Genomic DNA, 22,311 nt, shown 5'->3' on the forward strand with positions numbered 1-22,311 from the left:
GTATGCCATCCCGGGCCCGCCCGGCCGGTGGTCAGGCTGGGAGCCGGTAGCCGCCGTCGTGCATCTCTGCCAGCCCGTCCGCCAGCAGCCCCGCCAGCGCCCGCTCCAGCTGTTCCGGGGCGGAATCGAGCCGGTGCAGCGCGGCCAGCGGCACGCCGATTCCTTCCGGGGCAAAGCCAAGGTCAGCGGGTTCACGGTGGAACATGTCCGGCGGCACGGGCGATTCCGCCAGCCGGAGAACGGCCAGCACGGCGCCGCGGACCTGGCGGTCAGTGCCGTGCCACGCCTGTCCCTTGGGAACGTACGACGGCGGGGGCTCACCCGCCGCCAGCCACGCACAGGAGTCTTTGACCGGGCAGGCGGCGCACTTCGGCGCCCGGGCCGTGCACACCAAAGCCCCAAGCTCCATGACTGCAGCGTTCCAGCGCACGGAGGTTTCGTCGTCGTCCGGCAACAGGGCAGTGGCCAGGCGCATCTCCGCCGCGGTCAGCGCCGGGGCGGGAAGCGCGACGCCGGAAACCAGCCGGGCGTGCACCCTGCGGATGTTGGTGTCCACCACCGTTTCCCGGCGGCCGTACGCGAACGCTGCCACGGCGGCGGCGGTGTAGCTGCCCACCCCGGGAAGGGCCAGCAGCTCGGCGTAGGTGTCCGGGACCTTGCCGCCGTGGTCCTGCACGATCGCCGTTGCTGCGGCATGCAGCCGGAGGGCACGGCGGGGGTAGCCCAGCCGGCCCCACGAGCGGACGGCTTCCCCTGCCGGTTCGCCCGCGAGCCCGGCGGGGGTGGGCCAGCGCTTGAGCCACTCGTGCCAGACGGGGAGCACCCGGACCACCGGAGTTTGCTGCAGCATGATCTCGCTGACCAGTACGCCCCAAGGGGAGCAGGCGGGCTCGCGCCAGGGCAGGTCGCGGGCGATGCCGGCGAACCAGCCGTTGATGCGGTGGTGGAGCAGCTCGAGGCCGGAGGGGTCCGCCGGGGCGTGCTTTGCGGGGGAGGTTTGAGTGTCGATGCCAACACTGTAATGGATGGGTTCGGGCGGGCCGCAAACCGGGTTGTGACCAGAGCGATGCGGGCACGGCGGCGTGGTGGCAGGGCAGAAGCGGCGGCGTTCCATAGCCTAGGAGGATGGGCAGGCAAGGCGATTCACCAGCACGCGGCACGGCATCGGGTTCCAGCAGCGTCCGGAAACCGAGCGCCGCCGTGTACCGCCGCCGCCGGCTGGTTGCCGGCGGCGCGCTCCTGCTGGTGATCGTGCTGGTGGTCAGCGGTTTCGCGCTCGCCGGCGCCTTCCGGGGCGGTTCGCAGCAGGCATCCTCCACTGCAACTTCTTCCGATACTCCGTCGCCCGGCGCCGCAGCCACCCCGTCTGCCGCGGCCACCCCCTCTGCTTCCGCGTCGGCAACCCCGTCCGCCACGCCGTCGCCCAGTGCCCCGGCGACGCCCACCTGCAACCAGAACCTGGTGACCGTCTCGGCTGCCACGGACAAGCCCGCCTACGGCCCGGGGGAAAACCCGCTGCTCACGCTGAAGGTGACCAACGGCGGCACCGTCCCCTGTGAAGTCAACATTGGAACGTCGCAGATGGAGTTCCTGGTGACCAGCGGCTCCGACCGGATCTTCTCTTCGAAGGACTGCCAGGCGTCGAGCGAGGACCTGTTGAAGGTGATCGCGCCCGGTGCCAGCGAAACCGCCAACTTCCCGTGGAGCCGGAACCGCAGCGCCGATGGCTGCAAGGCCGTGGCTGCGGCCCCGGGCGGCGGCGGGGCGTACTACATCTTCACTGCAAAGCTGGGTTCCCGGGCCAGCCCCAAGGCCGTCTTCCAGCTGAACTGAGCTGCTGCTTCATCGATTGCTGTCTAACTGTCGTTTTCAGGCTCCGTAACGACAACTACGGAGCAATCGATGGGTGTTATCCCGGGGAGTCTAGAGGAAGCGGTCCAGGAGGCTTGCCTCGGCCATCCGGCTGAGGCCCTCGCGGACGGTGCGGGCGCGCTGGTCGCCGATGCCGTCAACGGTCATGAGGTCATCAATGGTGGCGGCCATCAGGAACTGCAGGCCCCCGAAATGGTCCACCAGGCGGTCTGCCACGGCCTTGGGGACTGCCTTGAGGCCGGACAGCAGCCGGTAGCCGCGGGGCTGGACCACTGCGTCGAGATTGGCTTCGCCGCCCGCAAACCCCACAATCGCGGAGATCTTGCCAAGGTCGATCAGTTCCGTGGGGCCCAGGCTGACCAGTTCATGGACGGCCTTGTCGATGTCGTCCGCGGACGCGTTGGGGCTGGCGTAGTCGCGGATGATCACGTCGCTGCCGGGGCCCCTGCCCACGGTGAGCTCGTCGAGCTGCAGGGAGAGGAGCCGTCCGTCCTCGCCCAGTTCCAGCACATACTGGGAGATTTCCTCGGAAATGCGGCGGACCATTTCCTGCCGCTGGAGGGTCACGGCGACGTCCCGCACCGTCACCATCGCCTCGATTTCCAGGGCCGACAGCGAACTGGTGACCTGGTCCAGCCGTGCACGGTACCGCTCCAGGGTGGCGAGCGCCTGGTTGGCGCGGGCGAGGACGTTTTCGGAACCCTCCAGGACATGCCGGAGACCATTGACGTAAAGGGCGATGATTTGCATGGACTGGCTCACGGAAATGACCGGCACCCCGGTCTGTTTGGCCACCCGTTCCGCCGTGCGGTGGCGCGTACCTGACTCCTGGGTTTCGATGCTTGAGTCCGGGACCAGCTGGACGGCCGCGCGCAGGATGTTGCCCGCATCCTTGTCGCAGATGATGGCGCCGTCCATCTTGGCCAGTTCCCGCAGCCGGGTGGGCGAGAACTCGATGCCGATATCGAATCCGCCGGAGCAGATGGAATCGATGGTGCGGTCGGAGCCCAGGACGATCAGTGCGCCGGTGCGCCCCCGGAGGATCCGTTCGAGGCCGTCGCGAAGTGGAGTTCCGGGTGCAACCCTGCCCAGAGTGGCCCTCAGCGATTCTTCGGGGCTCCGCGCCATAGGTTTTTCCCTTCAAAGGTGCGGACCGCCGCCCGCAGGAATGCCGGCATCTGCAGGTGGCCGGCAGGATCAAGAAAGTGCTCTGATTCCCGCAAGCTCAATGATAGGGGCAAGAAGCCCAAGTTCCGCACGGGCAAGCCCCAAAGTGCCCCATTAGGGGGTGTCCGGACAGGCCGGAAAAATACACCTCGGGCATCATGCGGGGGAGGCACTTTCACTCATTGTGGCGCCGGTCCGGGGTGGCCGCTGAGGAAGTGCCGCCCAGGGGCGTGACCTTTTTGGTGCTGCTGTCCCACAGCCGTGCTGCCGTACAGCGGCCCTCGATACGCAGGTCCAGCAGGTCCATGGCCGTCCCGAGCTGATGGCCGGGGATGCGGCGGGAGATCGTCACGTGCGGCGTCCAGGCTCCCGGCAGCGTCACCGGCAAGGCGCCCACGAGGCCTTGGTGCAGGTGCCGGTGCAGGTCCAGCAGGGGAATGGTCAACAGGACCGACCGGGCCAGCACATACTTGCCGGCGCCTGCGGGAAATATGATGGCGCCGGAAAACGCGACATCCATCGGCAGTTGCTGCCAAGGCCCTTCCTGTCCGGCCTGCAGGTCCACGCCTGCGGCAAGCGTGATGTGCGGGCTGTTGCTCGGGGAAGCATGCGCTGCCAGGCTCGGGAGGCCGGCGGCCTCGAGCCGCACCCAGTCGGCCCTGATGAGGGCGTAGGTGAGATGGTCAAAGACCAGTTCGATGCTGCGCATGAACACATCATGCCGTTACCCACGGCGCCTACCGCCAAGGGCTATGGTGCGCGCCGGGAAAGCTGGGCCGCGGCGCCGGAGTCCTCAGCACCTGCGCTCCCTGAGCATCCGTTCCAGATCCCTGCTGACTTTCGAAAGGGACGCGGCCCGGAGCGCCCTGTGCTCTGCCGCTGTCTGAATCCCACGCTTCCGGGATGTTCCGGAAGGAAAGGGCGGCGTCGGTGCCTGGGTTGGCTTGCCAAGGCCCGCTTCCGCGTTCGTGAGCACGTTCGCTGCCAAGTTGGTAGCCAGCGGATCAAAGAAAAGGTTGCCGGAGAAAGTGGCGCCATGCATCATGCGCCCAAGCTAACCGTCCGGCATTTCGCGGCTTTGAACGTTCGGTTTCGCCCGCGTTAAGCACGGCCCGTGCCGGTTTGCTGCCCTGCGATAAACTTGTATTTTGGCCGTTTGCCAATCACATTCCCCGCCCTCGAGTCGCAGCGCAGTACCCGAAAGGCCCCTGGGCAGCCACAACCGCAGCGAAGGTAACACCGTGTCCCAAGATGTCCTGACCCCCGCCCGGATCTCCGGTATCCACAAAGAGGCCGGCCGCCGCAGGACCTTTGCAGTCATCTCACACCCGGACGCCGGCAAGTCCACGCTCACCGAGGCCCTGGCCCTGCATGCCAAGGTCATTGGCACCGCCGGCGCTTCCAGCGGCAAGGCGAACCGCAAGGAAACCGTCTCCGACTGGATGCAGATGGAAAAAGACCGCGGCATCTCCATCAGCTCGGCGGCGCTTCAGTTCTCCTACCGGGACACGGTCATCAACCTCCTGGACACCCCCGGCCACGCCGACTTCTCCGAGGACACCTACCGGGTGCTCGCCGCCGTCGACTGCGCCGTAATGCTGGTGGATGCCGCCAAGGGCCTGGAAACCCAGACCATGAAGCTCTTCGAGGTCTGCAAGCAGCGCAACCTGCCCATCATCACCGTCATCAACAAGTGGGACCGGCCCGGCCTGGACGCCCTGGCGCTGATGGACGAGATCACCGAACGAACCGGTCTGCAGCCCATGCCGCTGACCTGGGCCGTGGGCATCTCGGGCGACTTCCGCGGCGTCTGGGACCTCCGCAACGACCGCTTCGCCAGGTTCCAGCGCAACAACGCGGGCGCCCAGATCGCCATCACCGAGTACTTCACCCCTGAGGAAGCCGCGGAAAGCCAGGGCAGCAACTGGTCCGACGCCGTGGACGAGGCCGGACTGGTGATCGAGTCCAACCTGGAGTTCGACGTCGACGCCTTCCATGCCGGAAAGGCCACCCCCATCCTGTTCAGCTCCGCCGCCCTGAACTTCGGCGTCAAGGAAATCCTGGACGCCCTGGTGGATTTCGCGCCGCCGGCATCCCCGCGCCCTGACGTGGACGGCACCCCACGCCCGGTCGAGTCGCCGTTCTCCGGCTTCGTGTTCAAGGTGCAGGCCGGCATGAACAAGGCCCACCGCGACCACGTGGCCTTCATCCGCGTCTGCTCAGGGGTCTTCGAGCGCGGCATGGTGGTCACCCAGACCCGGACCGGCAAGTCCTTCGCCACCAAGTACGCCCAGCAGGTGTTCGGCCGGGAACGCGAAGTCATCGACGAGGCGTATCCCGGTGACGTGGTGGGCCTGGTGAACGCCTCGTCCCTGCGCGTGGGCGACAGCCTCTTCCTCGAGGACGCCGTGGAATACCCGGCCATCCCGCTGTTTGCCCCCGAGCACTTCCAGGTGGCCCGGTCCAAGGACCCCAGCAAGTTCAAGCAGTTCCGCCGAGGCATCGAGCAGCTCGAACACGAGGGCGTCATCCAGGTGCTCCGCTCCGACGTCCGCGGCGACCAGGCGCCGGTGCTTGCCGCCGTCGGGCCCATGCAGTTCGAAGTGGTGGAGGACCGCATGGCCCACGATTTCAGCGCCCCCATGCGCCTGGAACGCCTGCCCTACTCGCTGGCGAGGATTTCGACGGCGGATGCCATGCCCGCGCTGGCCAACGTGCCGGGCGCGGAGGTGCTTTTGCGGTCCGACGGCGAGTACCTCGCCTTGTTCAACGACGTCTGGGCGCTGCGACGGATCGAAAAGAACCACCCGGACCTGACCCTCGTGCCCATCGGCACGCACAACCCGGCTAAGTAAGGCAATCCGTGAACACTCCTGCACCCCGCGCCGTCGTCACCGGTGCCGGCACCATTAACCCGCTCGGCACTACGGTCAAGGAAACCTGGGAGGCCCTGCTTGAAGGGCGCTCCGGGATCACGGCGCTGGACCAGGACTGGGCCGGGCAGCTGCCGGTCAAAATCGCCGGGCAAATCACTGCCGACCTTTCGGAGCACCTCAGTACCCGCGAAATGAAGCGGATGGACCGTTGCGGCCAGCTGGCGCTGGTGGCGGCCCGGGAGGCATGGGTCCAGGCCGGCAGCCCCGAGGTTGATCCCGAGCGGTTCGCGGTGGTTATTGGTTCCGCTTACGGCGGCCTGGGCTCCACCATTGAGCAGGACCGCACGCTGAACCAGTCAGGCCCGCGCAAGGTGTCGCCCCACACGCTCACCCGGCTGATGGTTAACGGCCCCGCCGCTTGGGTCTCCATCGACCTGGGTGCCCGCGGCGGCGCCCGGACCCCTGTCAGCGCCTGTGCCTCCGGGGCTGAGGCGATTGTCCAGGCAGCCGAGCTGATCCGCTCCGGCGCTGCCGACGTCGTGATCGCCGGCGGCGTGGACGCCTCCGTCAACGACCTGGTGATCAGCGGCTTTTCCCAGATCCGCGCGCTGTCCACGCGCCCGGGCGATCCACAGGCAGCCTCGCGCCCGTTCGACGGCGGCCGGGACGGCTTTGTGCTCGCGGAAGGCGCCGCAGTGGTGGTGCTGGAGAGCGAAGAGCATGCGCGTGCCCGCGGTGCTGCCGTCCTCGGGGCCGTGGCCGGGGGAGCGGTGACCTCCGATGCGAACGACATCGTGGCCGCAGATCCCGTGATGCAGCGCCGCGTCATGCAGAAGGCACTGGAATCGGCCGGGATGGAGCCTGCGGAGATCGGGTTCGTACACGCCCACGCCACCTCCACTCCCGTGGGCGACCGCCTGGAAGGCCAGGCGATCAGCGCCGTCTTCGGCGCGGACGTTCCCGTCACCTCCACCAAGGGCCACACCGGCCACCTGCTGGGCGGCGCCGGAGCGCTGGCCGCCGTCGTTGTCCTCGAAGCCCTGCGCACCGGCCAACTGCCCGGCACGCTGAACGTCGAGGCGCTGGACCCTGAAGTGCACCTTAACGTCGTGACGGAAACCTCCCGGGGCCTGCCTGCCGGATCCCTGCGTGCAGGGCTGGTGAATGCCTTCGGCTTCGGTGGACACAGCGTCGCCCTGGTGATCGCGGGAAGCTAGCCAAAACGCCGGAAACGCCGGAACGGTGGGATCGCCGTACCTGATCGGCGTTCCCGGACCGTTCCGGCGGTCCCGGATGCAGCGGTTTTTGATGAGGAGAGGGTCAGGCGCGGGCTGGGACTGCCGCCTCGACGTCCTGATCCTGGGATTCCACCTCCGCCGGGCCGCCCGGGCGGCGTTCCTTCAGGAAGTAGACGAGCCCGGCGGCCACCGCGGAAGCGGCGGCCAGGGCGAAGAGCCCGGGAATGACGCTGCCGGTCTGTTCCTTGATGATGCCGAATCCGAACGGCGCCACGAATCCGCCCAGGTTGCCCAGCGAGTTGATGATGGCGATGGCCGGGGCCAGGACCAGCGGGTGCAGGCCGGACTGCGGAATGGTCCAGAACAGGGGAGACGCGCTCTTGAAGCCCATCGCGGCGACGGCCAGGAACACCAGCGCCAGGACAGGCGACGCCACAGCCGCTGCGTACGTGCCGGCGGCGGCCACCAGGAGCGCAACCACCAACAGCGGCTTCCTTGACCTGGCCTTGTCCTGCCACTTCGCAGCGAAGTACATGGCGAACACGGCGCAGATCCAGGGGATGGAGGACAGGAATCCGGCTGAAAGATCGGTGGTCCCGGGGATCCGTTTGACGATGCTGGGCAGCCAGAAGGTGTTGGCGTAAATGGACAGCTGGATGGCGAAGTAGATGCCGCACAGGAGCAGGATCTGCGGGTTCAGGAGCATCTTCCAGCGGTTGACCTTCCCGGTGTCTGCCTTCGTGTGCGCTTCATCTTCTGCCCTGATGGCCCGCGACAGCGCATCCTTCTCGGCGGAATCGAGCCACTTGGCATCCTCGATCTTTGCGTCGAGCAGGAAGAACACCACGATGCCCACCAGCACCGACAGAACACCTTCGAAGCCGAAGAGCCACTGCCAGCCGTGCATCCCCAGGGCGCCGTTCAGGTTCAGCAACATGCCTGCGATGGGACCCGAGATGGCAGCTGCAACGGAAGACCCGGCGATGAAGACGGCTGTCGCCTTCCCGCGCTGGCCTGCCGGGACCCAGCGGGCAAAGTAGAAGATGACGGCCGGAAAGAAGCCGGCTTCAGCGGCGCCCAGCAGGAACCGCAGGACGTAGAACATGGTTTCGTTTTGTACGAAGGCCATGAGGAATGACACGATGCCCCAGCTGACCATGATCCTGGTCAGCCAGACCCTGGCACCGTATTTTTCCATCATCACGTTGCTGGGGAGCTCGAAAATCGCGTATGCGATGAAGAACAGGCCGGCACCGAAACCATACGCGGCGGCGCCGATGCCCACGTCGGCCTGAAGGTGGTCCTGGGCGTAGCCGATGTTGGAGCGGTTCAGCTGGTTGCAGACAAGCATGACCAGCATGATGGGGAGTACGCGCTTGAAGAACTTCCTGGTGGCGGATGCCAGGTCCAGGACGGCGTTGTCCACAGACTTCATTGAGTGTTTCCTTTGGGATGGGGCAGCCAAGGCGGGGGCCTTGGAGAAATGTACCGGACCGGCTTGTTAACGGACCGCTTGTTACCTGCGGGGTGTTACCTGACCAGGCAGGGCCGCTTGGGGTCGAAGGACCAGCCGTCGATGTAGTACTGCATGCCGACGCTGTCGTCACGCGCGTCCAGGCCGTGCTCAAGGTACAGCTGGTGGGCTCTGTCAAGGGCTGAGCGGTCCAGTTCGATGCCGAGCCCGGGCTTGGCAGGGACCTCGATGGCGCCGCCCTTGATCTGCAGCGGCTCCTTGGTGAGGCCCTGCCCGTCCTGCCAGATCCAGTGCGTGTCCAGCGCAGTGATTTCACCCGGGGCAGCCGCACCGGTGTGGGTGAACATTGCCAGTGAGATATCGAAGTGGTTGTTTGAGTGCGAGCCCCAGGTCAGGCCGAACTCGTTGCACAGCTGCGCCACGCGCACGGAGCCGTGCATGGTCCAGAAGTGCGGATCCGCCAGCGGGATGTCCACGGCGTTGCTGCGGACTGCGTGCGACATTTCGCGCCAATCCGTGGCGATCATGTTCGTTGCGGTCTTCAGGCCGGTGGCGCGGCGGAACTCGGCCATGACCTCCCGCCCCGAAAAGCGGCCTTCCGCGCCACAGGGATCCTCCGCGTACGCCACGACACCCTGCATCCGCTTGCCCAGCCGGACGGCTTCTTCCAGGAGCCAGCCGCCGTTGGGGTCCAGCGTGACGCGGGCGTCCGGGAAGCGCGTGGCGAGGGCGGTGACCACGTCCACTTCGGCGTGGCCGGACAGCACGCCGCCCTTGAGCTTGAAGTCGCTGAAGCCGTAGCGTTCCTGGGCAGCTTCGGCGAGGGCGACGACGGCCTCCGGAGTCATGGCCTCCTGGCGCCTGAGTATCTCCCAGCGGTCCGACGGCGATTCCTCCACCAGGTAGGGCAGGTCGGTGCGCTTGTGGTCGCCCACGAAGAACAGGTAGCCGAGCATCGGGACAGAGCTGCGCTGCTGCCCGTCACCCAGCAGTTCCGCCACCGGAACGCCGAGGAACTGGCCGTGCAGGTCCAGGAGGGCGGATTCGACGGCCGTTACGGCGTGGACGGTGGTGCGCAGGTCGAAGGTCTGGAGACCACGGCCACCGGCATCACGGTCGGCGAACTCCGCCGTGATCTCCCGCAGGAGCGAACGGTACCGGGCCACCGGCTTGCCTTTGATCCGGGCACCGGCTTCCTCGATGGTGGCGCGGATTTTCTCTCCGCCGGGAACTTCGCCCAGGCCTGTCCGGCCCTCGGAGTCGGTGATGATGACCACGTTGCGGGTGAAGAACGGGCCGTGCGCACCGCTGAGGTTCATCAGCATGCTGTCGTGGCCGGCGACGGGCACCACCTCGATGCCTGCAATGGTGGGCTGGGTGCTCATGCGCTGACGTCTGCTTTCTCTGCTGCGGGGACCATGTCGCCGTCGATGCGGCGGTTCAGGTGCCAGGGGTTGGAATCCTGGAGGGGCTGGGGGAGGAGTTCCTGGGGGAGGTTCTGGTACGCCACCGGCCGCAGGAAGCGGTGGATGGCGAGGGTTCCGACGGAGGTGGTTCGGGAGTCGGAGGTGGCGGGGAAGGGGCCGCCATGGACCATGGCGTGGCCGACCTCGACGCCGGTGGGCCAGCCGTTGACGATGATGCGGCCCACTTTCTCTTCGAGGACGGGGATTAGGGGTGCCGCCGTCGCGTAGTCCTGTTCGGTCAGGTGCAGGGACGCGGTGAGCTGGCCTTCGATCCGGGCGGCAGCCTGGCCCAGGTCCTCGATGGTGTTGTAGCGGATCACCAGGGAGGCGGCGCCGAAGATTTCCTCGTGCAGGACGTGGTTGGACACGAACTGGTCCACGCCGGTGCCGAAGATCGCCGGAGCGGGGGCATTCTCGGTGGCGCCCGGAGTGCCTTGGCCGAGGAGCTCGACGCCGTCCGCGGCGCTGAGTGCCTCGGTGCCGGTGTTCCAGGAGCCGGCAATGCCCGCGGTCAGCATGGTTTGTCCCGCGCAGGCTGCGACGGCGCGTCCGACGGCGGCAGCGAGTTTGTCACCGGCCTCGCCGGCGGGGGCGAACAGGAGGCCGGGGGAGGTGCAGAGTTGGCCGGAGCTTCCGGTGACGGACGTGACGTACTGCTTCGCGAGGGCGTTGATGCTTTCGGGGCCGCCGGTGAGGGCGCCTTCGAAGACGAAGACGGGGTTCAGCGAGGACATTTCGGCGTAGACGGGGATGGGTTCGGGCCGGTTGGCGGCGGTGCGCATGAGGGCGATGCCGGCCGACTGGGAGCCGGTGAACCCGACCGCCTTGATGGCGGGGTCCGCCACGAGCGCCTGGCCGATGCTGGAGCCGGGGCCGTAGATCAGGGAGAACACGCCGGGGTGCAGGCCGTGCTCCTTGACCGCTTTGGTCACAGCCTGGCCGACGAGTTCGCTGGTGCTGGGGTGGGCGTTGTGGGCCTTGAACACCACCGGGCAGCCTGCGGCGAGGGCCGACGCCGTGTCCCCGCCCGCCGTCGAAAAGGCAAGCGGAAAGTTGCTGGCGCCGAACACCGCAACCGGGCCAAGCGGGACCTGTCGCTGGCGGATGTCCGCGCGGGGCAGGGGTGCCCGGTCGGGGATGGCGGGGTCGATGCGGACACCGCGGTGGTCGCCCTGGCGGACGACTGCGGCGAAGAGGCGAAGCTGGCCTGTGGTGCGGGCGCGTTCACCCTGCAGCCGGGCTGCCGGCAAGCCGGTTTCCTGTCCGGCGCGGGTGATGAGCTCCTCGCCGATGGCCTCGATGTTGTTCGCAATGGACTCAAGGAACGCGGCGTGGGTGTCCGGGTCCAGGGTGCTGAAGGAGGCGAACGCATCCGCAGCGGCGCGGGTCGCCGTCGTGAGCTGCTCTTCGGTGACCAGCGTGTAGGCGGGCTCGAGGGCCTCGTTGGTGGCCGGGTTGAATCCGGTGGTGGTCTTGCCGTCGCCGATAACCGGCTGGCCGGCAATGAGTGAATGTCCGGTGAGGGTCATGGGGTGCTCCTGTGTCTTCGGTGACGGCTACGAAATGACGTCGATGAGGGCTTTAAGGTCTTCGAGGTCCTGCGGTGCCAGGTTCTGCAGTGGTGTGCGGACGGGGCCCGCTGACCGGCCGATGGCATCCAGGCCGCCCTTGACGATGGACACAGAGTAGCCCTTTACACGGTCGCGGATGTCCAGGTAAGGGATGACGAAGTCGTTGAGCTTCTTGTTGACTGCGGCGCGGTCGTTGTTGCGCACGTCCTGGTAGAAGTCCAGGGCGAACTGCGGGACGAAGTTGTACATGGCGCTGGAGTAGGTGCTCATGCCCAGCTGCAGCAGGGGCAGGGCGAAGGTTTCGGCGGTGGGAAGTCCGCCAAGGTAGAACAGGCGGTCGCCGAGCTTGGCGTAGACACGGGCGTCGTGCTCGAGGTCGCCCACGCCGTCCTTGAAACCGATCAGGTTTTCGTGGCGCTCTGCAAGGGTTGCCACGGTGGTGTCCTTGTAGATGGCATTGGCGCGGTTGTAGATAATGACGCCCAGCGAGGTTGAGCTGCAGACGGCGCTGACGTGCTCCACCAGTCCGTCCTGGTCTGCTTCGGTCAGGTACGGCGGCAGGAGGAGGATGCCCTCTGCGCCGGCCGCTTCGGCGGCCTTTGCGTTTTCGATGGCCTGGGCGGTGGAACCTCCTGCGGAGGCCAGGACCGGCACGCGGCTGCCCACTTCCTCGACGGCGGTGCGCACTACCCGTTCTGACTCCGCGGGGGTGAGGGAGAAGCCTTCGCCGGTGCCGCCTGCTGCGAAAAGGCCGGCCACCGGGAAGCTGGCCTGCCATGCCAGGTGCTTGCGGTAGTTCTCCTCATCGAACTGCAGGTTTGCATCGAACGAGGTGACAGGAAAGGAGAGCAGGCCTTCCTTGAGGGTGTCCGCCAGTTCGCGGGGAGTGTACTTTGCCACGGTGTGGTCCTTCGGATGTGTGCGCCGCGCGGCGGCAGGGGTGGTGGTTCCCTCCCACAGTAGAAGCGTGTCCGATGCCTGTCTAAGTGCAATTTTGTATTTATTGATACCTTTACTGCATAGTGTCGGCCGCGGGAAAGTTCACTCCATGGCGAACTCAAGATCTTTCAGGAGCCGTGACAGAGCGGGATTGGTGATCCGGCGGTTCCACAGGGCATGCAGTTCCACCTGCTCATGGTCCCCGCCCTCCAGCGGAAGGAACTGTACTCCGCGGATGCCGAGCAGGGTGGCGGAGTGCGGGACGAAGGCCAGTCCGCGCTTGGCTGCCACGAGCGACACCATGGTGAGGATCTGGCTGACGGTGTGCACTGCGTTGGTGTGCCGGATGGGGAGCATGCGGACCACCAGGTCGTAGAAGTAGCGGGCCTGCGTGGGTGAATGCATGATCAGGGGCTCGTCGCTGAAGTCGTCGGCGGTGATGACCCGGCCCAGCAGGGTGAGGCGGTGGCCCTCGGGTACGGCCAGCACCATGGATTCCCGGTAAAGCAGGTGGGAGTCGAACGTCTCCGTGTCGAACGGAGGCCTGGCAAGTCCCAGGTCCAGTTCGCCGGTCACCAGGCCTGCCAGCTGGTCTCCAGTCACCAGTTCCTGCAGTTCGATCTCGACATCCGGAATGATGTTCGAAAGTTCCTCCAGCAGCGGGCCCAGGATGCTGAAGCCGCTGGCGGCGGTGAAGCCTATGCGCAGGACGCCCGACTTCCCTGACGCAATCCGCCGCGCTGTCACGGGGGCCCTTTCCGCCAGTGCCATGAGCCGGCGGGCCTCCTCCAGGAATGTGCGGCCGGCGGAGGTCAGTTCCACCTTCCTGTTGTCCCGTTCCAGAAGTTCGGCCCCCACGATCTTCTCGAGCTTTTGGATCTGCCGGCTCAGCGGGGGCTGCGTCATGTTCAGCCGCTCGGCTGCCCGTCCGAAGTGGAGCTCCTCTGCAACGGCGATAAAGCCAGCCAGCTGGTCAAAAGTAAACATCATGCCTTCCGGGTATCAAATGATGCAGATATGGGCTTAGACAGGCATCATAGCTGCTCCCTACACTCGACAACTGTGAAGCGGGGTGACCCCCTTCACAGTTGTCCGGGCGTCCCAGCCCGCACCTGCACTTGCACCTAGGAGTTCCAATGATGCACTTCCCGTCCCGCCGCGCCGTCCTTGGAACGGCGTCGGCTTTCACCCTGCTGGCACTGACGGCCTGCGGCGGCAACGTTGCCGGCGGAACCGCGGCCGGCAATTCCTCCAAGTACCCCTCGGGGCCCGTAACAATGACGGTGGGCCAGGCAGCCGGCGGAAGCACCGACCTTATCGCCAGGGCGCTTGCAGATGGCGCAGCGAAGACGCTGGGCGCCCCAATGCCGGTGGTCAACAAGCCGGGGGCCAACGGTGCCTTGGCCACAAAGGAAGTAGCTGGAAAACCTGCCGACGGCCAGGAACTGGTCCTCCTTACGGCCTCCCTGATCACCATTACCCCCCTTGCGGTGAGCAAGGACGAGGCCGTCAACCTTGATGACCTGGATATCATCACCGGCCTTTCGCAGGACGACTACGTGCTGGTCGCCAGCCAGGGCTCGGGATTCAAGAGCTTCAAGGACGTCACCTCCGCAGGCCGGAACATTACGTTTGGCACCACCGGCGTGGGCACGGGCAGCCAGTTGGCGCAGACCGTGCTGTTCAAGCAGGCCAGCGTGCAGGGAACCGATGTGCCGTTCGACAGCGGCAAGCCGGCGCTGACCGCCGTGCTGGGCAACCAGGTTGAGCTGGCCACTGTCCAGCTCGGCGAGGCCATGGCGCAGATCCAGGCCGGAAAGGTAGCGCCCCTGCTGGTCTTCTCCGAAGAGCGGAACAGCTTCCTGCCTGACGTCCCGTCCGCCAAGGAAGCGGGCTACGACGTTCCAGTGGCGCAGTACCGTGCCGTCGCGGCCCCCAAGGGCACACCCCAGGACGTCAAGGACAAGCTCGCTGCGGCATTCAAGGACACCTTCAAAACGGATGCCTACCAGGAGTTCAACAAGAAGAACCTCCTGACGCCCAAGGAGATTTCCGGCGAGGAAGTTCGCACGCAGTGGAAGGACTACGCCGCGAAGTACAAGTCCCTGGTGGAGAAGTACGGCATCAGCCTTGGCGGGAACAAGTAACCGCCATGGAATCAACTCCAGCAGTGGCTGCCGGGCCGGGCGGAAGCTCCGGCCGGCAGCCCGCCGGGGACGGCCCGGATGAGATGCCCGAAGCCCTGACCCCCGAAGAACTGGCTGCGCAGTGGGAGGAGGAAAAGCCTCCCGCCGCAGGGCCGCTCGCCAACGCGGCCTCCTCCCTGGTGGTGCTCGGCGTCGGACTCGGTGCCCTGGCCCTGTCCGTTGCCATGGGCCTTGGCACACCGGAGAAGCCCGAACCGGGGCTGTGGCCCTTCCTGACCAGCTGCGTGATGGTGGCCCTGGCCATCTTCCAGCTGGTGTGGGGCCGCCACAACCGGGACGCGGAGAAATTCACCAGGCTCTCCTTCGCCCCGCTCACCGGCCTCGTCACGCTGGCCGCGATGGTCGCACTCATGGCCGCCATCGGCTTTGAGATCCCTTCGCTCATCCTGTGCATCATCTGGATGAAGTTCCTGGGCAATGAAACCTGGCGCTCAACCCTCCTGGTCAGTGCGATTGTCGTTGCGGCGTTCTACGGGATTTTCGTCCTTGCCCTCGGCACGTCCATTCCCCACCTCTTCTAGGAGACCACCGTGGATTTCTTCAATCCCGTGATTAACGGTTTTTCAGTCGTCCTGGAACCGATGAACCTGCTTTACTGCCTGATCGGCGTGGTGATCGGCATGCTCATCGGCGTGCTGCCCGGGCTGGGACCGGCTGCCACCATCGCCATCCTGCTCCCGCTGACCTACAGCGTGGAGCCCGTCACCGCGATCATCATGCTGGCAGGCATCTTCTATGGCGCCCAGTATGGCGGCACCATCACCTCCGTCCTGCTGCGGCTCCCCGGCGAGGCGTCGTCGGTGGTCACCGTCTTCGACGGCTACCAAATGGCCAGGCAGGGCAAGGCCGGCACAGCGCTGGGCCTGGCGGCGATCGGCTCCTTCATCGGGGGAACCGCCGCCATCATCGGACTGACCTTCCTGGCTCCGGTCGTAGCGGGGTTCGCCCTCGACTTCGGGCCCGCGGAATACTCCGCCCTTGCGATGCTGGGCATCCTGCTGGTGGCCACCATCAGCGGCGGCTCCAAGGCCAAGGCACTCATCGCGGCGAGCGTCGGACTCCTGCTCGCCACCGTGGGCAGGGACGTCTTCACCGGCGAAAGCCGCTTCACTTTCGGCAACCTCCAGCTCGCTGACGGCATCGACTTCGTGCCCATCGCGATGGGCCTCTTCGGCCTGGGCGAGATCCTCTACAACCTCGAGGAACGGCACCGCGCTGCCAAGGCGCCGTCGAAGGTCTCCAACGTCTGGCCCTCCAAGACGGACCTCAAGCACGCGTCCGGTGCCATCACCCGCGGCTCCGTGCTGGGCTTCTTCCTGGGTATCCTGCCCGGCGGCGGCGCCACCATCGCATCCATGGCCTCCTACGCCATGGAAAAGAAGCGCGCCAAGCATCCGGAACGCTTCGGCAAGGGAGCCCCCGAAGGCGTGGCAGGTCCGGAAACGGCCAACAACGCGGCAGCAACGTCGTCGTTCATTCCGCTGTTGACGCTGGGCATTCCCGCCAACGCCACCATGGCCCTGATGTTCGGTGCGCTGCTGATCCAGGGTGTCACCCCGGGCCCGCAGCTGGTGGAGCAAAACCCGGACCTGTTCTGGGGCGTGGTCAACTCCATGTACATCGGCAACATCCTGCTGCTGATCATGAGCCTGCCGCTGGTGGGCATCTTCGTCCGCATCCTCCGCGTCCGGGCAGCCATCCTCGCACCTATCACCGCCTTGATTACGCTGCTGGGCGCCTACACCATCAACAACAGCATGTTCGACGTAGCCCTCGTGGTGTTCTTCGGCGTGCTGGGCTATCTCATGAAGAAGTTCGGCTTCGAACCGGGTCCGCTGGTCCTCGCATTCGTCCTGGGTGAACTGCTGGAGAGCTCGCTGCGGCGCTCGCTGCTGGTCTTCGGCGGCGACCCCACTGGATTCTTTACCCGCCCCATCTCGGCAACCCTGCTGGTGGTCTTTGTCCTGGTGGCCGTGCTGCCCGGCGTCCGCAGCATGGTCGCCAAGCGTAAGGGCACGACGGCGGCAGCCGCCACAGCCGGGAACGTCACCAACCAGAACATCAAGGAGAAGGTATGAGCATCATCGTCGGGTTCGTTCCCACCCCGGCCGGGGAGGCGGCCCTCGCTGCAGGCATCGCTGAAGCGCAGCTCCGGCAGAAGGATCTGTACATCGTGAACTCCGCCCGCCAGGGTGCACTGGTGGACAAATCCGTGGCACCGGAAGATGTGCTGGCGCAGGCAGCGAAGAAGGCCGCAGACGCGGGCGTCACCGCCACTGTCATCCAGCCGCCCTACGAACATGACCTCGCCGACGAGTTCCTGGACGTGGCCCGGGAGGTGGATGCCTCACTGATCGTGATCGGCCTCCGGCACCGCACCCAGGTGGGCAAGTTCATCCTTGGCAGCCACGCCCAGCAGATCCTCATGCAGGCGGACCGGCCGGTGCTGGCGGTCAAAGCTGACGGCGCACGCTCTTAGCCGGCGGCGCTGCCTACTCAATGCAGACCGTCCCCCCACAAGGCAGGAGGGGCTTAAAGGCAGACCGGGCCGGGAACCTCGCGGGGTTGCCGGCCCGGTCCGCGTTTAATCGGACGATCTATGTGGTTGCCAGATTTTCAACCAGTGCATCGAGGATGGGCAGTTGGCCCTTCACGAGTTTGAGCCTGGCCTGCTGCTCCGGGAACCAGCGGGCGTCGTCAATCTCCGGGTAGTGCTGGATCCTGCCGGAACCCTTGGGCCATTCCAGTGGAAAAGTGTTGCTGTTGATGACCTCCGGGGTGAACTCAGCCTGCGCTGCGTAGGCGGTGATGAGCTTTCCCGAGGATTGCCGGAACTCGCCAAGGAGCCTGTATTCGGCCTCCGGGGCGGCAGTCCCCATCTCCTCTGCGAACTCGCGCAGTGCTGCGGCCAGCGGGTCCTCGCCGTCTGCATACTCGCCCTTGGGAATGGACCAGGCGTGCGTGTCCTTGCGCGCCCAAAAGGGGCCGCCCATGTGGGCTATCCATACCTGCAGCCCATCCCGGGTACCAGCAGGGGTGGCCGGCTCCTGCCGGTACAGCAGGATGCCTGCGCTGCGAATGGGCATTGAATCTCCGGATCGTTGGGAAGTGCAGTTGCCGTCCGCCGTTAACGTGGAGTTCACGGCGCTGCTCTAGGTTATTCCTTCAGGCACTCTGCCAGGCATTCCGCTCGAAAGGAGCACTCATGGCCAACATTGCTGAGGTTTTGGGACGGCTCACCCCGGATGAAGTGGATGAACTCCGCAGCCTTGGTCCGCAGGGCCACCTGCCGCGGCATCTGGTGGACGCACTGGACCGGGCAGCCGGCGGATCGGGGTCCGGCAAGGGGTACTACGTGGCCAACGGCAACGTGAGCGCCACCGGCGGCCCGCTGCTGGTGCTGCGCAGTGACGTTTCCAGTTGGTTGGCCGGCGCCCCCTCCTGAACGCCGCGCCTGCCCTGACCCCGTTGGGACACTCAGGGCAGGCAAGGCGGGGGCCGTCAGGCTGCGGGCAGGTTCCTGCCAGGAAACCCGGCCCCCGTGGAAGGGCCTGCTAGCCAATCAAAAGGCTGAGTGCCTCTGTAAGGTGCTCCACTTCACGCACCGAGAATCCTGCCGGCACAGGCCCCGGTCCGGCGTGGCTGGCCGGAACCACCGCGTGGGTGAACCCCAGCCGGTGGGCCTCCTGAATGCGCTGGTTGATCCCCGGCACGGGCCGGACCTCGCCGGCCAGGCCCACCTCGCCGAAGGCAATAAGCCGGATGGGCAGAGGCTTGCGGGCTTTGGCCGACGCCACGGCAAGGGCCACGGCAAGGTCCGTGGCCGGTTCACTGAGTTTCACCCCGCCCACGGTGGCAACGTAGGAATCATCCTTGTGCAGCATGGTCCCTGCGCGCTGCTGGAGCACGGCCAACAGCATGGACACGCGTGAACTGTCCAGGCCGCTGGTGGCCCGGCGGGGCTGTGAGTTGGGGCTTTCGGCGAGCAGCGACTGCACTTCCGCCAGCAGGGGACGCCGCCCTTCCATGGTGACGGTGATGCAGGTCCCGGACACTGGATCCTTGGTGCGGCTGACAAACAGCCCGCTGGGATCGGCCAGGCCCTCGATGCCGTTCTCGTTGAGGTCGAAGCAGCCCACGTCGTCGGTGGGCCCGTACCGGTTCTTCACGGCACGGAGCAGGCGCAGCCTCGAATGCCGCTCGCCTTCGAACTGGCAGACCACGTCCACCAGGTGTTCCAGCAGCCGGGGTCCGGCGATGGAACCGTCCTTGGTGACGTGCCCCACCAACAGGGTGGTCATGTTCCGCCGCTTGGCGGCCGCAATGATGGAGGCAGCCACCTCGCGGACCTGGGACACGCCCCCGGCGCTGCCGTCAACATCGGCGCTGCTGAGGGTCTGCACCGAGTCCACGATCAGCAGCCGCGGTTCGATCTTCTCCACCTGGCCCAGGGCCTGGCCAAGGTCCGTCTCCGCGGACAGGTACAGGGATTCGGCCACGGCGTCGATCCGCTCGGCACGCAGCTTCACCTGGGCGGCCGACTCCTCGCCGGTCACGTACAGGACGTCCTGGGCAGTGCGGGCGAACTTGGCAGCGACGTCCAGCAGCAGGGTGGACTTGCCGACGCCGGGTTCGCCGGCCAGCAGGATGACGGCGCCCGGAACCAGGCCGCCGCCCAGCACCCGGTCCAGTTCGTCCACGCCGGTGGGCAGGAAAGCCGCCGTGGTGGCATCGACGTCGGCAATCCGGCGCGCAGGCTCCGCAACTGTTGTGGCCGCCGTCGTCCGCGCCACGGCCGTGCCTGTTTCCTCAACCGTGCCCCACGCCTGGCACTCGCCGCAGCGCCCCACCCACTTGACCGTGGTCCAGCCGCATTCGGCGCATTTGTATGCGGGCGCCTTGGACGCCCGGGAAGTCTTTGTTGCCATGCGTTCAACCCTAGTGGCGGCCACCGACACGCCACCCACCTGTCCGCAGCTACAGCGCGGGCAGCACGTCCCTGGCCTCGGCCGCGTCCATTCCGGTGGCTTCCAGCAGGTCCACCATCAGCGGCCGGAACAGCATGACGACTGTTTCGCCCTCCAGCCGGGTCACCTCCAGCAGCTTGGGATGCAGGCGCAGGGCGATCTCGCTCAGGTCCCGCCGGGCAGTGCGCAGGTGGGCGCGGCGGACGCCTTCGTGCGTTTCCGCAAGGCCCAGTGAGAGCTCGTCGATGGCGGCGGCGGTCTCCTGCAGCACCCCCGCGATGCTGTCCGTTGCCTCGTCAGAGAGCGCCGTGTGGTTGATGGCGCTGGTCAACCGCCGCGCGAACACGCGGCTGTTCCTCAGGGCAAGGTCGATGAAATCCAGGGACTGCTTCAGCCGGTCCAGTTCATCGCGGTGCCGGCGGTAGGCGGGAGCCAGGGTGGCCACCTCGCCGGACGCGCGGAGGGACTGACGCATGGCATCAACGAGGGGCTGGCAGTTCCGGCCGCGGATCAGGGCGTGCCAGGCCTGCGTGGAGTCACTGTTGACCAGGGCGCCGCCACATTCCCGCAGTACCTCCGCCAGTTCATGCAGCAGCTTCTGCACATCCCGGCGCGGCTCCTGGCGGGGGTCCTTTGGCACGAGGATGGTCACCAGCAGGGCGAACATGCCGCCCACCACGGCATCGATACTCCGGGTGAACGGGCCGCCGGACGGTGCCGGGAGCAGCACCACCAGCAGTGACTGCAGGGCCAGCTGGGTGGTGAAGATGTTTCCGCTGTCCAGGAACCGGGCCAGCAGGATGGAAAAGAGGAGCACGACGGCGGCCACCCAGATGTCGCCGCCAAGCCAATGCAGGAGCAGATCACCGACCACTATGCCCAGGGTGCAGCCCAGGCCCACTTCCATCACCCGCCGCAGCCGGGGCTCCCGGGAAAACCCCAGGGCTATCAGGGACGAAGTGGCGGCGAAGAGCGGCCCGGTGTGGCCAAGGATGTACTCCGCGAAGGCGTACGCGCCCACGGCGCAGACGGTCATCTGGATGGCAGGAACAAACGAGTTGCGGCTGCGGATCAGCCCGGTCCGGACCCGGCTCCGCAGGAACCGCTTAGTTGCTGAGAGTCCTGCTGGGATGGCCATGGGTCCAATACTATTCAGTGCCGATCCACTGCCCTGCGCCGGTGCACTACGACCGCGCATGTGATCCGCGCAATGGTGACCCGGCATTTGTCAGCCAATATGCCGCCGTCGTTAATCCTCCGTTCACTTTGGACAGCCCATCCCGTTACCTGCGGCCCTTAACTTTCTTGAAGGTACAAAACGTACGCATCGCGCAGCAGGGTTCTCCGTCCCTGTCCCGCACCTGAATAACCCTGGAAGGGGTACATCTAGTGAAGGCACTCCGCTTCGGCCGCCACGCGGCTATCGCTGTTATCGCAGCCGGCGCACTCGCGCTTACCGCCTGCGGTTCAGACAACGCCACGAACACCGCGCCCGCAGGCTCCCAGTCCGCCTCCGGCCCCAAGGTGACCGGTACGCTCACCGGCATCGGTTCCTCCGCCCAGGGCGCAGCCATGGACGCCTGGAAGACCAACTTCGCCTCCGCCAACTCCGGCGCGAGCGTGCAGTACTCCCCGGACGGCTCCGGTGCAGGCCGCAAGGCAATCCTGGACGGCTCGGCCCAGTTCGCAGGCTCGGACGCCTACCTGAAGGATGACGAGTACGCCTCCTCCAAGTCCGTGTGCGGACCCGACGGCGCCATCAACGTCCCCGTCTACATCTCCCCGATCGCCGTGGCCTTCAACGTTCCCGGCGTTACTGACCTGAAGCTGGATGCCACCACCGTGGCCAAGATCTTCCGCGGCCAGATCGCCAAGTGGAACGATCCCGCCATCGCTGCCCTCAACGAAGGTGTCTCGCTGCCGGACCTCAAGGTCACCCCGGTGAACCGTTCCGACGACTCGGGCACCACGCAGAACTTCACCGATTACCTGGCCGCCGCGGCACCCGAGGTCTGGACCGACAAGGCCGCCGGTGTGTGGCCCGCCAGCCTCCAGGGCGAAAACGCCAAGGGCACCTCCGGTGTGGTCAAGACCGTCACGGACACCCCCGGTGCCGTGACCTACGCTGACGACTCGGCCGTCAGCGGCAAGCTGGGCGTTGCCCAGATCAAGGTGGGCGATTCCTTCACCAAGATCTCCGCCGACGCTGCTGCCAAGGCCGTTGACGCGGGCAAGCCGGTCGAAGGCCGCGCCGCCAACGACCTCTCCATCAAGCTGGACCGCAAGACCACCATCGCGGGCGCCTACCCGATCGTGCTGGTGTCCTTCCACGTCCTGTGCACCACCTACGACAAGCAGGAGACCGTTGACCTGGTCAAGGCCTTCGAGCACTACGTAGTTTCCGACGAAGGCCAGAAGGCCGCAGCAGAGTCGGCCAAGTCCGCTCCGCTGTCCTCGGACCTGGCAGCCAAGGCCGCCAAGGCCATCGACTCGATCAAGGTCAAGTCCTAGCCAACGCTGCATAACCGGGTTCC

General features: G+C 66.4%; 20 protein-coding genes. 9 read left to right on the forward strand and 11 right to left on the reverse strand.

Going from position 1 to position 22,311, the window contains the following annotated elements:
• Nucleotides 1-31: 31 nt before the first annotated feature.
• Nucleotides 32-952, reverse strand: coding sequence for an A/G-specific adenine glycosylase (locus tag ACTHQS_RS17460; RefSeq protein WP_440171592.1), 921 nt, complete (start codon nucleotides 950-952; stop codon nucleotides 32-34).
• A 173-nt stretch (nucleotides 953-1,125) separates the two neighbouring features.
• Here ACTHQS_RS17460 and ACTHQS_RS17465 point away from each other — a divergent pair, with 173 nt between their 5' ends.
• On the forward strand, nucleotides 1,126-1,833 hold the full coding sequence (locus ACTHQS_RS17465; RefSeq protein ID WP_440171434.1) for a hypothetical protein: 708 nt from the start codon (nucleotides 1,126-1,128) through the stop codon (nucleotides 1,831-1,833).
• 90 nt (nucleotides 1,834-1,923) lie between these two features.
• Here ACTHQS_RS17465 and disA read toward each other — a convergent pair whose 3' ends face one another.
• Nucleotides 1,924-3,000 (reverse strand): DNA integrity scanning diadenylate cyclase DisA, encoded by a 1,077-nt coding sequence (disA, locus tag ACTHQS_RS17470; protein ID WP_440171435.1) that lies wholly within the window; start codon nucleotides 2,998-3,000, stop codon nucleotides 1,924-1,926.
• A 214-nt stretch (nucleotides 3,001-3,214) separates the two neighbouring features.
• Nucleotides 3,215-3,748 carry a 2'-5' RNA ligase family protein gene (locus tag ACTHQS_RS17475; protein WP_440171436.1) on the reverse strand — a complete coding sequence of 178 codons (534 nt, stop codon included), beginning with the start codon at nucleotides 3,746-3,748 and terminating at the stop codon, nucleotides 3,215-3,217.
• 532 nt (nucleotides 3,749-4,280) lie between these two features.
• Between ACTHQS_RS17475 and ACTHQS_RS17480 the strand changes: the two genes are divergently transcribed.
• On the forward strand, nucleotides 4,281-5,894 hold the full coding sequence (locus tag ACTHQS_RS17480) for a peptide chain release factor 3 (RefSeq protein WP_440171438.1): 1,614 nt from the start codon (nucleotides 4,281-4,283) through the stop codon (nucleotides 5,892-5,894).
• An 8-nt stretch (nucleotides 5,895-5,902) separates the two neighbouring features.
• Nucleotides 5,903-7,132, forward strand: coding sequence for a beta-ketoacyl-[acyl-carrier-protein] synthase family protein (locus ACTHQS_RS17485; protein WP_440171440.1), 1,230 nt, complete (start codon nucleotides 5,903-5,905; stop codon nucleotides 7,130-7,132).
• 103 nt (nucleotides 7,133-7,235) lie between these two features.
• On the opposite strand, the gene ACTHQS_RS17490 is transcribed toward ACTHQS_RS17485, so the two are convergent.
• The 5 genes from ACTHQS_RS17490 to ACTHQS_RS17510 form a co-directional block, all read right to left on the reverse strand.
• Nucleotides 7,236-8,588 (reverse strand): MFS transporter, encoded by a 1,353-nt coding sequence (locus tag ACTHQS_RS17490; RefSeq protein ID WP_440171442.1) that lies wholly within the window; start codon nucleotides 8,586-8,588, stop codon nucleotides 7,236-7,238.
• A 95-nt stretch (nucleotides 8,589-8,683) separates the two neighbouring features.
• Nucleotides 8,684-10,012: an enolase C-terminal domain-like protein gene (locus tag ACTHQS_RS17495; RefSeq protein WP_440171444.1), complete on the reverse strand. Its 1,329-nt coding sequence runs from the start codon at nucleotides 10,010-10,012 to the stop codon at nucleotides 8,684-8,686.
• Entirely contained in the window at nucleotides 10,009-11,622 is a 1,614-nt protein-coding gene (locus tag ACTHQS_RS17500) for an aldehyde dehydrogenase (NADP(+)) (protein ID WP_440171446.1), read from the reverse strand. Before ACTHQS_RS17500 ends, ACTHQS_RS17495 begins: the two co-directional genes overlap by 4 nt.
• A gap of 27 nt (nucleotides 11,623-11,649) precedes the next feature.
• On the reverse strand, nucleotides 11,650-12,564 hold the full coding sequence (gene kdgD, locus ACTHQS_RS17505; protein ID WP_440171448.1) for a 5-dehydro-4-deoxyglucarate dehydratase: 915 nt from the start codon (nucleotides 12,562-12,564) through the stop codon (nucleotides 11,650-11,652).
• 141 nt (nucleotides 12,565-12,705) lie between these two features.
• Nucleotides 12,706-13,590, reverse strand: a complete 885-nt coding sequence (locus ACTHQS_RS17510; protein ID WP_440171594.1) for a LysR family transcriptional regulator — start codon at nucleotides 13,588-13,590, stop codon at nucleotides 12,706-12,708.
• Nucleotides 13,591-13,739: 149 nt separating this feature from the next.
• Between ACTHQS_RS17510 and ACTHQS_RS17515 the strand changes: the two genes are divergently transcribed.
• Genes ACTHQS_RS17515 through ACTHQS_RS17530 form a run of 4 tightly spaced genes read left to right on the forward strand, consistent with a single transcriptional unit; the run spans nucleotide 13,740 to nucleotide 17,289 of the window.
• Complete coding sequence (locus tag ACTHQS_RS17515; protein ID WP_440171449.1) at nucleotides 13,740-14,750, forward strand: Bug family tripartite tricarboxylate transporter substrate binding protein; 1,011 nt, start codon at nucleotides 13,740-13,742, stop codon at nucleotides 14,748-14,750.
• A 5-nt stretch (nucleotides 14,751-14,755) separates the two neighbouring features.
• Nucleotides 14,756-15,331 carry a tripartite tricarboxylate transporter TctB family protein gene (locus tag ACTHQS_RS17520; RefSeq protein WP_440171451.1) on the forward strand — a complete coding sequence of 192 codons (576 nt, stop codon included), beginning with the start codon at nucleotides 14,756-14,758 and terminating at the stop codon, nucleotides 15,329-15,331.
• A 9-nt stretch (nucleotides 15,332-15,340) separates the two neighbouring features.
• Nucleotides 15,341-16,888, forward strand: a complete 1,548-nt coding sequence (locus ACTHQS_RS17525; RefSeq protein ID WP_440171453.1) for a tripartite tricarboxylate transporter permease — start codon at nucleotides 15,341-15,343, stop codon at nucleotides 16,886-16,888.
• A complete protein-coding gene (locus tag ACTHQS_RS17530; protein WP_440171455.1) occupies nucleotides 16,885-17,289 on the forward strand; it encodes a universal stress protein in 405 nt (134 codons plus the stop codon). The genes ACTHQS_RS17525 and ACTHQS_RS17530 overlap by 4 nt, the downstream gene beginning before the upstream one ends.
• Nucleotides 17,290-17,407: 118 nt before the next feature.
• Here the strand turns inward: ACTHQS_RS17530 and ACTHQS_RS17535 are convergent, their stop codons facing one another.
• Nucleotides 17,408-17,896 (reverse strand): NUDIX domain-containing protein, encoded by a 489-nt coding sequence (locus ACTHQS_RS17535; protein WP_440171457.1) that lies wholly within the window; start codon nucleotides 17,894-17,896, stop codon nucleotides 17,408-17,410.
• Between the two features lie 119 nt (nucleotides 17,897-18,015).
• On the opposite strand from ACTHQS_RS17535, the gene ACTHQS_RS17540 reads away from it, so the two are divergent.
• Nucleotides 18,016-18,255 carry a hypothetical protein gene (locus tag ACTHQS_RS17540; protein WP_440171459.1) on the forward strand — a complete coding sequence of 80 codons (240 nt, stop codon included), beginning with the start codon at nucleotides 18,016-18,018 and terminating at the stop codon, nucleotides 18,253-18,255.
• Between the two features lie 109 nt (nucleotides 18,256-18,364).
• Here ACTHQS_RS17540 and radA read toward each other — a convergent pair whose 3' ends face one another.
• Both radA and ACTHQS_RS17550 read right to left on the reverse strand, forming a co-directional pair.
• The gene (gene radA / locus ACTHQS_RS17545; RefSeq protein WP_440171461.1) at nucleotides 18,365-19,738 is read right to left on the reverse strand and encodes a DNA repair protein RadA; all 1,374 of its coding nucleotides are present in this window, start codon (nucleotides 19,736-19,738) and stop codon (nucleotides 18,365-18,367) included.
• A gap of 49 nt (nucleotides 19,739-19,787) precedes the next feature.
• Nucleotides 19,788-20,915: an FUSC family protein gene (locus ACTHQS_RS17550; RefSeq protein ID WP_440171463.1), complete on the reverse strand. Its 1,128-nt coding sequence runs from the start codon at nucleotides 20,913-20,915 to the stop codon at nucleotides 19,788-19,790.
• A gap of 251 nt (nucleotides 20,916-21,166) precedes the next feature.
• Here ACTHQS_RS17550 and pstS point away from each other — a divergent pair, with 251 nt between their 5' ends.
• Nucleotides 21,167-22,288: a phosphate ABC transporter substrate-binding protein PstS gene (pstS, locus tag ACTHQS_RS17555; RefSeq protein ID WP_440171465.1), complete on the forward strand. Its 1,122-nt coding sequence runs from the start codon at nucleotides 21,167-21,169 to the stop codon at nucleotides 22,286-22,288.
• Nucleotides 22,289-22,311: the final 23 nt, after the last annotated feature.

The sequence above is a fragment of the Arthrobacter sp. SAFR-044 genome, from assembly GCF_051965175.1.
Lineage (GTDB): Bacteria > Actinomycetota > Actinomycetes > Actinomycetales > Micrococcaceae > Arthrobacter.

What these genes read in the sequence shown, in the direction of transcription:
- ACTHQS_RS17465 (WP_440171434.1), top strand. Translation starts at nt 1,126, where the DNA reads ATGGGCAGGCAAGGCGATTCACCAGCACGCGGCACGGCATCGGGTTCC.
- disA (WP_440171435.1), bottom strand. Translation starts at nt 3,000, where the DNA reads ATGGCGCGGAGCCCCGAAGAATCGCTGAGGGCCACTCTGGGCAGGGTT.
- ACTHQS_RS17475 (WP_440171436.1), bottom strand. Translation starts at nt 3,748, where the DNA reads ATGCGCAGCATCGAACTGGTCTTTGACCATCTCACCTACGCCCTCATC.
- ACTHQS_RS17490 (WP_440171442.1), bottom strand. Translation starts at nt 8,588, where the DNA reads ATGAAGTCTGTGGACAACGCCGTCCTGGACCTGGCATCCGCCACCAGG.
- ACTHQS_RS17495 (WP_440171444.1), bottom strand. Translation starts at nt 10,012, where the DNA reads ATGAGCACCCAGCCCACCATTGCAGGCATCGAGGTGGTGCCCGTCGCC.
- ACTHQS_RS17500 (WP_440171446.1), bottom strand. Translation starts at nt 11,622, where the DNA reads ATGACCCTCACCGGACATTCACTCATTGCCGGCCAGCCGGTTATCGGC.
- ACTHQS_RS17510 (WP_440171594.1), bottom strand. Translation starts at nt 13,590, where the DNA reads ATGTTTACTTTTGACCAGCTGGCTGGCTTTATCGCCGTTGCAGAGGAG.
- ACTHQS_RS17515 (WP_440171449.1), top strand. Translation starts at nt 13,740, where the DNA reads ATGATGCACTTCCCGTCCCGCCGCGCCGTCCTTGGAACGGCGTCGGCT.
- ACTHQS_RS17520 (WP_440171451.1), top strand. Translation starts at nt 14,756, where the DNA reads ATGGAATCAACTCCAGCAGTGGCTGCCGGGCCGGGCGGAAGCTCCGGC.
- ACTHQS_RS17530 (WP_440171455.1), top strand. Translation starts at nt 16,885, where the DNA reads ATGAGCATCATCGTCGGGTTCGTTCCCACCCCGGCCGGGGAGGCGGCC.
- ACTHQS_RS17535 (WP_440171457.1), bottom strand. Translation starts at nt 17,896, where the DNA reads ATGCCCATTCGCAGCGCAGGCATCCTGCTGTACCGGCAGGAGCCGGCC.
- ACTHQS_RS17540 (WP_440171459.1), top strand. Translation starts at nt 18,016, where the DNA reads ATGGCCAACATTGCTGAGGTTTTGGGACGGCTCACCCCGGATGAAGTG.
- radA (WP_440171461.1), bottom strand. Translation starts at nt 19,738, where the DNA reads ATGGCAACAAAGACTTCCCGGGCGTCCAAGGCGCCCGCATACAAATGC.
- ACTHQS_RS17550 (WP_440171463.1), bottom strand. Translation starts at nt 20,915, where the DNA reads ATGGCCATCCCAGCAGGACTCTCAGCAACTAAGCGGTTCCTGCGGAGC.